Origin of the sequence: Nostoc sp. UIC 10630, from assembly GCF_010747425.1 — a bacterium.
Lineage (GTDB): Bacteria > Cyanobacteriota > Cyanobacteriia > Cyanobacteriales > Nostocaceae > Nostoc.
Window position 1 is genome coordinate 1 of sequence record NZ_JAAGOG010000250.1, and the last position, 9,732, is coordinate 9,732.

10 protein-coding genes and 1 pseudogene are annotated in these 9,732 nt (G+C 40.1%); 7 read left to right on the top strand and 4 right to left on the bottom strand.

Translation table 11 applies throughout. The features are described from left to right. The first annotated feature begins 226 nt into the window (after positions 1-226). On the top strand, positions 227-715 hold the full coding sequence (locus G1O98_RS33515) for a tyrosine-type recombinase/integrase (RefSeq protein ID WP_243458621.1): 489 nt from the start codon (positions 227-229) through the stop codon (positions 713-715). Positions 716-1,013: 298 nt separating this feature from the next. Continuing rightward, complete coding sequence (locus G1O98_RS33520) at positions 1,014-1,772, top strand: DUF3427 domain-containing protein (RefSeq protein WP_163937715.1); 759 nt, start codon at positions 1,014-1,016, stop codon at positions 1,770-1,772. Positions 1,773-2,094: 322 nt separating this feature from the next. Here G1O98_RS33520 and G1O98_RS33525 read toward each other — a convergent pair whose 3' ends face one another. From G1O98_RS33525 to G1O98_RS33535, 3 genes are all read right to left on the bottom strand, one after another. Beyond that, a complete protein-coding gene (locus G1O98_RS33525) occupies positions 2,095-2,439 on the bottom strand; it encodes a hypothetical protein (protein WP_163937719.1) in 345 nt (114 codons plus the stop codon). A gap of 74 nt (positions 2,440-2,513) precedes the next feature. Next, positions 2,514-2,831, bottom strand: coding sequence for a DNA-binding transcriptional regulator (locus tag G1O98_RS33530; protein ID WP_163937722.1), 318 nt, complete (start codon positions 2,829-2,831; stop codon positions 2,514-2,516). Further along, entirely contained in the window at positions 2,803-3,198 is a 396-nt protein-coding gene (locus G1O98_RS33535; RefSeq protein WP_163937725.1) for a type II toxin-antitoxin system RelE/ParE family toxin, read from the bottom strand. Before G1O98_RS33535 ends, G1O98_RS33530 begins: the two co-directional genes overlap by 29 nt. A gap of 159 nt (positions 3,199-3,357) precedes the next feature. Here G1O98_RS33535 and G1O98_RS33540 point away from each other — a divergent pair, with 159 nt between their 5' ends. The 5 genes from G1O98_RS33540 (at position 3,358) to G1O98_RS33560 (ending at position 9,378) form a co-directional block, all read left to right on the top strand. Further along, on the top strand, positions 3,358-3,870 hold the full coding sequence (locus G1O98_RS33540; protein ID WP_163937728.1) for a helix-turn-helix domain-containing protein: 513 nt from the start codon (positions 3,358-3,360) through the stop codon (positions 3,868-3,870). Positions 3,871-4,386: 516 nt separating this feature from the next. Further along, entirely contained in the window at positions 4,387-4,998 is a 612-nt protein-coding gene (locus G1O98_RS33545) for a hypothetical protein (RefSeq protein ID WP_163937731.1), read from the top strand. 141 nt (positions 4,999-5,139) lie between these two features. Further along, positions 5,140-6,288, top strand: a complete 1,149-nt coding sequence (locus G1O98_RS33550) for a hypothetical protein (RefSeq protein WP_163937734.1) — start codon at positions 5,140-5,142, stop codon at positions 6,286-6,288. 2 nt (positions 6,289-6,290) lie between these two features. Then, positions 6,291-7,571 carry an O-antigen ligase family protein gene (locus tag G1O98_RS33555; protein WP_345940624.1) on the top strand — a complete coding sequence of 427 codons (1,281 nt, stop codon included), beginning with the start codon at positions 6,291-6,293 and terminating at the stop codon, positions 7,569-7,571. 79 nt (positions 7,572-7,650) lie between these two features. Then, positions 7,651-9,378 (top strand): hypothetical protein, encoded by a 1,728-nt coding sequence (locus tag G1O98_RS33560; protein ID WP_163937741.1) that lies wholly within the window; start codon positions 7,651-7,653, stop codon positions 9,376-9,378. Between the two features lie 48 nt (positions 9,379-9,426). Here the strand turns inward: G1O98_RS33560 and G1O98_RS33565 are convergent. Beyond that, positions 9,427-9,732: pseudogene (locus G1O98_RS33565) on the bottom strand (hypothetical protein); the annotation flags it as partial.

The following is a 9,732-nucleotide window of genomic DNA, read 5'->3' on the forward strand; positions in this document are numbered from 1 at the left end:
CTGTTATCAATAAGTCTAACTGTATGAGCCTGTCAACGGAGTAATGGGGCTTGTGGCGGTGTAGACTGTCCATAATAAATCGCGTAAACCGGACACTACCACCAAGAATAAATGAGGTTGCCACCCCCAACTCGTCTACCTAACAAGCACTACAGGTCTAGAGAATACCTTACACCAAGCGAGGTGCGATCTCTACTCGATGCTGCACTAGAACGCAAAGCTCGTTATGCTCACCGTGATTATACACGCTCTGTTGCTCATGTTTCGCCACGGTCTGAGGGTAGGGGAAGCTGTAGGGGCTAAGTGCGGTTTAAGGTGGGATGCACTGATGTGGGCCGAACGCCAGATTTTCATCACCAGGGAAAAGGGCAGTGACTCTGGGGTGCATCCCCTGAGAGACGATGAATTAGTTTTGCTCAAAGAACTCAGAGAGATGTTGCCCGATAGCAAATATATTTTCGTTTCCGAGCGTGGTGAGGTGATGTCAACTGATGCAGTGCGAAAGCTGCTTGGGCGGCTGGCGGCGCAGGCGGGACTTGATATCAAAGTTCACTGTCACATGATGCGCCATGCCTGCGGTTACTATCTGGTGAATCAGGGTTACAACACCAGAGAGATTCAAGACTTTTTGGGACACCGTGATATCAAACACACTGAAAAATATACCAAGCTGAATGCTCGACGCTTCCTGAATTTCGATTGGGGAGATTTGTAAAATTACAAGAGCGATCACTCAATATCATTGATTTGATACCTTGTTAAGTATAAATCCCATTAAAAAAGTAAATAAAATAACTTATTCTATAAGTAATATCTTCTTTAGGCAGTTTCTTAAATCGGGAATGAAATAATGTCCCCAGGATTGCCTGAACATGTTCAAAATACAGAGAAGTGTTTTCAATTCAGACTATTTAGCTAACGTAAACAATAACTTAATTAACTGATTGCTAGATACAAATCTTGCTTGTTACAACTCTAATTCAATTGTTAAATCTTACTAAAAAAATCAAAAAATGGACTATCAGTTTATCCGTGGCGAAAGTTACAAAAGAAGAGATATTTATCGGATTGTTGGGCTTTCAGAAGATAGAAAAGGTGGTAATTGGGAGACAGGCTACACCAGGCACGAAGAAGATTATTTTCTTTTTTGTAATATGGGTGTAGCTGGTACAACTGGTCACGACTATAACAATCACTTTCTAGGAGATGATTTAGTCTGGTTTGCTAAAAGTAAGACTAAAATAGACCAGCCTGAAATTAAAAAGTTAATTAATCCAGAAGTTAAAAAATATATATTTATCAGATCAAGTAATAAAGAACCTTTTAAATATCTAGGTTTAGGGAAAGTAAAATCTTTTGAAGAAACTTCACCCGTTAAAATAATTTGGGAGTTTCTTGACGACAATGAATTGAATCCGATAAGTTTACCTGAAGAAGTAATAGAAACAGAGAAATACTTTGAAGGCTCGATTAAGCAGATTGCAGTCAATGTTTATGAACGTAACCCCGATGCCCGACAAAAATGCATAAAACACTATGGTGTAATATGTCAGGTTTGTGGATTTAGTTTCGAGGGGGTATACGGAGTAATTGGTGAAGGTTATATCCACATTCATCATTTAAAGCCATTATCAGAAATTGGTAAAGAGTATGAGATTGAGCCAAAAAAAGATTTACGTCCAGTGTGTGCTAATTGTCACGCAATGATTCATAGAAAAAAACCAGCTTATACTATTGATGAACTCAAATCTATTATTCGGAATAATACATAACTACGTCAATTTATGTTTGGTATGCAAGTTTAGATATCACAAGAAGTATTTATACACTATAGTTGCGTGAATCAAAAAGTCGGGAATTAGTAGTTTGACGACATCTTTTGAGAGGGGGCAGGGAGGAAGCAGCACGACAAAGCGCGATGGCGTACCCGCCCTCTGTCAGCGATCGCCTTCACTAATTTTTTATGACCTTTTAGATGACAGATGATTTCACTTTACTTTGTAGTATTTTTTGAATGCGATTATAAAGTGACCAGTCAATTTTATGCACAACAATTAACCTATTTATCCAAAATCTATTACCCAGTAAGGGGAATTATCTTCCTATCCTTGTTAAATCAAAATTTACGGTTCTTGCTAAAGCTTTTAAATCTTCTTCGTAATCTTCCCAAGAGAAACACATATATGCTGTGTGACTTCTTGCTGTTTGACTTCCTGTATCCGAGGATATGCTGTGATTTAAAAATATATAAACAGAGTCAGGTTTCTTTTCCTCCTTTAAATTTTTCTCTAACCAATTAATAATAGGATTCTTACTTGGAGGATTTTCATTTGTATTATCATTACTAGCTTCAACAACATTTATATTTATATTTGTTGTCCAAGTAATTGAGCAAATATGATTGATATTAATAGTTGACTTTCCAATTGTTAAAAACATAATGTGTAATTCTAAGATGAAAACACGATAACGTGAGCGAACAGTTGGTGGTAAATGAGGTTCTCACGTCAATTTTAATAAAGCACACTGTTTAAGCCACGATTCTTTATCAAGTGCAGTAGCTTAAGAGATGCTCCACTAGGTCGCTTTTGTCCTATTTCCCATTTTTGAACTGTTGAAGTACTTATATTCAAAATACGTGCAAAAACAGCTTGACTGACTTGAGATGATTCCCGTATTTCTTTAATTTGTAATGGTTCTAGAGGCTCAATAGGAGGTAGACATAGGTGTTCAAATTCGCGCAATGTAGTTTGATTCATTAGCCCAGCTTTGTGTAGGTCTTTTGCTGTCTCATGAACTGCTTCAAGAATTGCTGATTTCTTCTGACGCATTACAAATCACCTCTATTAACGCATTACTATTTTTTGCCTGCTCAAGCTCATCATGTGTATAAGCAAGTAATTGCTTGGATAACATTTTCAGAGCTTCTTCTTCATCTTTGTCAATGTTGCTGCGTTCGTTTTTTGAAAAGCCAAAAATAAAAAACCAACGATCTTCATTATTAGTAGCTACTAGTGTCCGAAATCCACCACTCTTACCTTTCCCTGGTTTTGCTATGCGTTTTTTAAATAGTCCACCTCCCAGGTCAGCATCATAAAGTCCTGCTGCCATTTCGTTTACAGCGTTACAGAGACTAAGATTGTTTAAGCCTTCCTTTCGCGCCCAACGGTCAAAAGTACGGTTTTTGTAAATTTTCATTTTCTAGTCTCTTCGGTTAAAGTATAGCACCTAGTCCTATACTTTAGGGGAAATATAGCATAGGCACAGCTGAGGAATAATGGTTGCTCTTTCTCAATCTCGCCAAAACTCGCCAATCACTGATAGGATTTTGGCGAGTTACGATATTTGGCGAGATTTATGAATAAGCAGTCAGCAGCAGATTACTTGGGTGTCAGCGTTCGAGGGCTTGAGCGTTACGTTCAGCAAGGACGAATCAGCGTCAAGTACGAGAAAGGGAAAACTCGCCCGACTGCCAACTTTGACCCCGCCGAACTGGAAGCATTCAAGTCAGAACTGAACCAACCGACCGTAAAACCAGCCTTTGAATCTCGTCAAATAGCGACAGAGCAAGAGCAACAGACAGGTAAATTAGTGCATCAATCTGGCGAGATTACGGAATTTGGCGAGGTTGGGGTAATTGATAAATTATCCTCAATCATTGAAGGGTTACTGGGCAGAGGCGACAATCAGCCAGTAGTGCCGATCGCCGATAAGCTACTACTGACTATTGCAGAGGCACAAGCGCTAACTGGGTTGTCTAGAGAATTCCTGCGAGACGCAATTACTAAAGGCGAGTTAAAAGCCAAAGTGATTGGCAAGGGGTGGCGAGTTAAACGCAGTGACCTAGAAGCTTATATTGACAAGCTGTGAAAGATTCTCGCCAAAAGGCGACTGTCGTTACCTTGCTAGTTCCACGCCTATCTAACGGGCGCAAATTTTTCTTGAGATTAGCTTTATAAAGTTTTATTTGTAATTCAGTAAACACTGATTTTTAATAACCTAGTAAATATGAGGTTGTCAACACACTTAAAAGAATAATAGATTTAACTTAATTCTTTCATTTTCATAAATTTTAAGCCCAAAAGCGGCATTAATTTTTTTGGCTACTTAGGAAAATTAAACTTATACATTAACTACTAATATCTGCTAAATAATTTATGATGGTTTCACAGCAAAAAACTTGCATAGAATTCTTAGAAATAGTGACTGCCTAACATTAAAAAAAATGATTTTGTTGCTTGCCTCAAAAAAGGTAAGGTTTAAAAAGTTACAAAGTCTGTACCCAATTCAGCAATAAATCATCACTCTTTTTTAGGATGATAGCATTAAGCTATGTGCCAAAAAGTTTGACAACGCATAAAAACCTAGAACCAGAGAGTAGCTAACATGACATCTAAACAATCGAATGATAGTCATGCTGTTGAAGTCAATGGCGTTTGTTTTGAAACCCTAGTGTCAAAGCAAGTATTAACAGTTCCCAAAAAAAACTATGTGCAAAAATTGCAGTATCTTTTACAGCTTTTTTCACTACCAGAGAAAGAAATTTTTCCTATAGATTCTTTGCAAATGGGTATACGCATAACGAATAATACAGACAGCACTCTTCGATTTAGATTGGCTTCCGACTTGTTATATCCAGAAATTGTGGATCAAGATGGTGAAATATTAGTGGAAGGTGGTAGCTTTAGCTATACACAATCTGAAGAATATAGTTATCCTTGTTTGATACCAAAAGAAAATGTAACTTTTTTTCTGGAAACGCAAACTTTTTGGGTTTTGGGTAATAGGTTAGGAATTGCTATTCCCACAAGTCATTACGGTGGATGGACACTTAAGCCTTTGAAGCCAGGAGTGTATCAGTTTAGATTTACATATTACAACTCGCAAACAGAAGTAAAAGTTGACGAACTCTTAAGTAAAAAGACGAAGCAACTAGAAGGAATTTGGACAGGAGAAGCAAAAACTCCATTTGTAGAGTTGCATTTAGTTCAGAATTAAAGGGATTTTAAATTAGAGTTAGTGCGTTTTATCCAAGGAGTTACTAATTAAACTCTAAATTTTGTACTGCAAGTTTCATACCCATCTTTTGGCAATTTCAAGTTTTCAAAACAGCCACATATTAAATTAAGGTTGCACAAAATGTTATCAAAACGATATCCCATAGTTTTGTTTTTATCAGTTGTATTTATTGCGCTTACAGGCCGTACTTCTGTTGCATATAATATTTCACCAGCCGAACCTGAAGATGTTGAGTTCTATAGAGAACTTTCTGTAGCTCCAATACCAGGTCGTCCTAACGAAGAATCCATAACCTACATAGATAAAGACTTATGGTTTCAGCCTTTGCCGCGAGGTGGAACATCTATGTTTAATGCAGGTCTTATTCGTTGGGGTCTTCAAAGGGCTGAAGGCGGTTTATTTAGCTGGAAATTTGAAAAAGCAGAAAACGACTTAAAGGGGAACTTTAAAATTAGAACTTACCAAGCTTGTAATCTTAGAGATGCTTGTGGTGGAGTTGGGACATCTATAGGTGACAGGGTTTCTGAGACAATTGAAGGACGTAACTACCGTGGAGTTGGTGCTCTTTTTCACATAGAGTACGAACCAAATCCCACTGATCCTCAACCTGGACAAGGTAAACTTCACTGGATTCAAGTATTACGAGCTAGCTATCAACCACCTAATTTCCCTAACCCATTCCTTCCTGTTGTTGATCGTTGGGCTAGAGATACTCCTTACTATGACTTTCCTAACTCTCGTTATGCAGGCGAAACCTTTTTAATTGATAAACCATACGCTAATGGTTGGGATCGAGCTATGACAAACAACTACTTCAGCGCACACTTATACCTGGTTCAAGAGACGACACCTCCTGATAGTAGGCAAAGAACAGTCACTGTTTACAATGGAATACAATGGGGTTGGAAAAATGAAGTACGTCGTGTTTGCCCACCTGAAATTCAAGATTGTACACCACCGCCACCACCTCCTACTTGCGATGCTAGTAGCGGTGGCGGTGGCTGCAATGCGGATAGCACTTATGGGCTTTTTGATAACAATAGTGTAGACCAAGAAATGTCTTACTTCGATATTGCCGATACCAGCTGGACTGAAGACGAAGAACTGTGGGATTACAATTGGGATAACTATATCAACAATAGTAGCTGGTTGACTAAAGACGATTCCGAATCGCCCGTCTCTACCCCTGAATTTACATCTTCACTGGGACTATTAGCACTCGGCGCGTGGGGAATAATAAAAGCGCTCTCAATTCGCTTTGAAAAATAACCGTGAACCGTATCTACACCCTACTATTTTCCCTTAGCATCATTCTCATCAACCCGATCGGTGCAATGCGCGGGGAAATTTGGACTCAACCAAAAGTATTTGCCATCGTACTTATCTGCATACTCAACTTTTTAATGCTTTGGGAAGACAAGGAAAACCTCAAGCTACCCCAAAGTTGGAAAATCAACAAGTTGTTGTGGGAAATATTTTTAGGAATTGGATTAATTGCAACTTTGACTAGTCCCTTTCCTTGGCGATCGCTTTTCGGTCAAGAACAGATGGGTGATGGCTTACTCTACTGGTTGCTCATCGCCATCTTCACCCTCAGCAACAGCCTACTGTTAAGATTACACCCAGAACTAGCCCGTTCTCAACTCCAGGGTTTAGTAATTGGTGGAGTTATCCTTGCAATCAGCATCTTCCCGCAAACCATTAACTGGCGCATCGACTATACCACCACAAGCGGTCAACTGATGCAGAGTAACATCCTAGCTAGTACCATTTTTCAAAATCAGCAACCAATCGGCTTGTATTCCCATCGCGGTCATGCTTCATTTGTCCTAGCAGCAGTAGCAATTATGACACTTGTTGGTTGGCAATGGCAATGGATAAACACACGCCTTGCTGCAACTGCTGGCATCATAATTATCCCAGCTTTGCTACTCACTCAAACTAGAGCAGGATTATTAGCCTTACTGGTAGCGACTATCTACCTATTAGGGCGCAAGCATTATAAACTTTTAGTACCTGCAACACTGGTGTGTTTACTGATAATTGGCATTGCTACCAGCACTAGGCAGATGAATAATTTACCCCTGATTAAACAAATCACATCAAACCGCGTTGATCTCTGGCAGATGGCCAACTATAGAATTACTCTCCGTCCCTTACTCGGATGGGGAATGGATGGTTTCGGCACTGCTTATTCCCATGTGCGCCCCGGCATAAAAATAACTAAAGTAATTCGCTTGGGTGATTTTAGTTTCGACTACCAAGACGAGAATGGCCAAATAAAAACCGCACAACTACCCACAACTAAAGCGCATAATCTAATTTTAGATACAAGTTTATCCGTAGGCTTACTGGGGCTGGCATCGTACCTAGCCCTGTTAGGATGGTGTCTGTGGCAGGTGATCAAATCACCTTACCGGGGAATTGAAGCAGTCTTCATTGCTTACCTCGTTTTTACCTTCACTTGGTTTGAGTGCGCCCAATTTACGCATTTAGCTTGGTGGTCGCTCAGTATATGTGGAATGTCCCGTGTCCCGAAAATCGCACCTTAAAACCGCTACCATCATCTGTTTGCTGTGTCTATTACTGGGCAGCACCCAGTCAAAGCCAGGGTCACAATGGACACCACAGATGACAGCAGAGTTTCGGGCGCGTTCTCAACAAGCAATTAGAAAATTTGCAGGCTCTAACTACGGTTCGACAGCCTTTGAGAACGAAAAAAGGTCTTATCCTAGAGCGATGATGGACTTTCTTGCAGGTAATCGAGAAAAAGCGATCGCCTTTCTGCAATCAGAAGACGCTGATGCCGATAGAAATGCTCACACTTTGGGAATTGACTTTTACTCTGGCTTTACCCTCAAAGGGCAAGTCCGCAAATACTTCTACTTTGGTAAATATCTTGACCCAAATTATCGCCAGCGCATGAAGAAAGCGATGGCGATTTGGACTGAAAAAGACCCACTGACACGTACCTTTCTTAGCCCTCGAAAATTTTGGTCGGCTTCAACTGATAACTGCGATACCTGGGTTGACTGCCGCAACACCGATAATTTAAAAGCAATGCGGGAAATAGCGGTCTATTTATTTGCTGAGGAAACAGGCAATGAAGAGACACGCAAAATATATAAAGAACGTATCCGCCGCAATGTTCGCACTCTTTACCAAATTGGACAAGGTGAGTGGGATTCGGAAAACTACTTGGGACACGCCGTTACAACTTATGTAAATCTCTACGATTTCGCATTAGATTCAGAGGTTAAATCTCTGGCTAAATCTGCACTCGATTGGTTTTTCACTGAAGGCGCTTTGAAATATTGGCGGGGTGGTTTTGGTGGCCCCTCTAAGCGCGATTATAGTCAAGGTAACTGTGTTTGGTGTTCTCTGGCAACTCATTCTTTAGGGCTGTATTTTGGGGATTCGCCACTGGCAGATCCCAAACCAGACGCGGACGAAGTACACCTAATTACCAGCAGTTACCGTCCGCCATTAGCTATTATTGCCTTAGCACGGAAGGAATTTAAAAAACCTTTAGAACTACTCAATTCCAAACCAACTTACGAAAATTGGAAACCAGGAGGAGACGCAGCGCCCCAGTTTTACGAAACTCTTTATTTCGGTAACACTTTCCAACTGGGGACATTAGCTACTGGTTCCGGCGGGGACTGGAACGGTTTTAAAATGATGGCGTTTAATTCTCGGCGCGGGGTGGATTACTTTATCGCAGCTACCGGAACAGACCCGACTAAAATATCTACTTCATCCATTGGTGGTGACAACGTTGCTCAGTACCGTAATTTGGTAATCTGGCTCAATAATAAACCACTAGCACCATTTCAATTTTTCTTACCTAAATCAGCTTTGATTGAAACTCGTAACGGTGTAACTTTCATCAGTTACGAAAAGACATGGCTGGCATTAACACCAATTAATTTGCACCTGTCAGGGATTAATTTAACAGCCAATAAGAAAATTCAGTCACGATATCCCCATGACCAAATTATCACTGCTGCGGGTACTGGGAGAATAGTAAGCGGATTTGCCCTCGAAGTTGGTGAACAAGAAACTTATGGTAGTTGGTCGCAATTTCAGCAGTCTATAGTGAAAAAGTCGCGTTTAAATCTGAACGAGATTAATCATGGAGTGGTTGGGTATCAAGGGGTTTTTGCTCAAGTAAAACTGCAATATCAGGGTAATAAATTACCAAAAGTTTGGCGGAATGTCCACGACCACGATTGGCGACATCATTTCGCCCTCTATCAAAATGCTGACGGGAGTAAAACCCCGATTTATTCAGGATGGAAGTCAGGTAAGCTGAGAATTGAGGCGGGTGGGTACAAGTTTCAGAGTCAGAGCGAATAATATAAAATCCCACTTTTGACACCAAACTTATTTGTGTCAATTAGTCACCTAGAGAGAAAATCCTTTATTTTGTCTGAGTTCTTGTTGCTGTTCTGATTCTATTATTTGTTGTAATACACGCTCTGCTTTTTGCCAAAGCTGAATATTTTCTCTTTCTATTGACCCAATATAAATCGGTGAATACTCAAGATCACCTGACTGGTTTCGGTTGACTTTCACCCGAAAAATCTCACCTCGTTCATCATGGGTAAATACCAATTCTCTACCCTGCTTCTCTAGAGTGGCACGTTTGAATCTTCTAGTATGTCCGATTTTGGGGTAGACATAGCTCACCCCTAGCTCATTATAAATTTC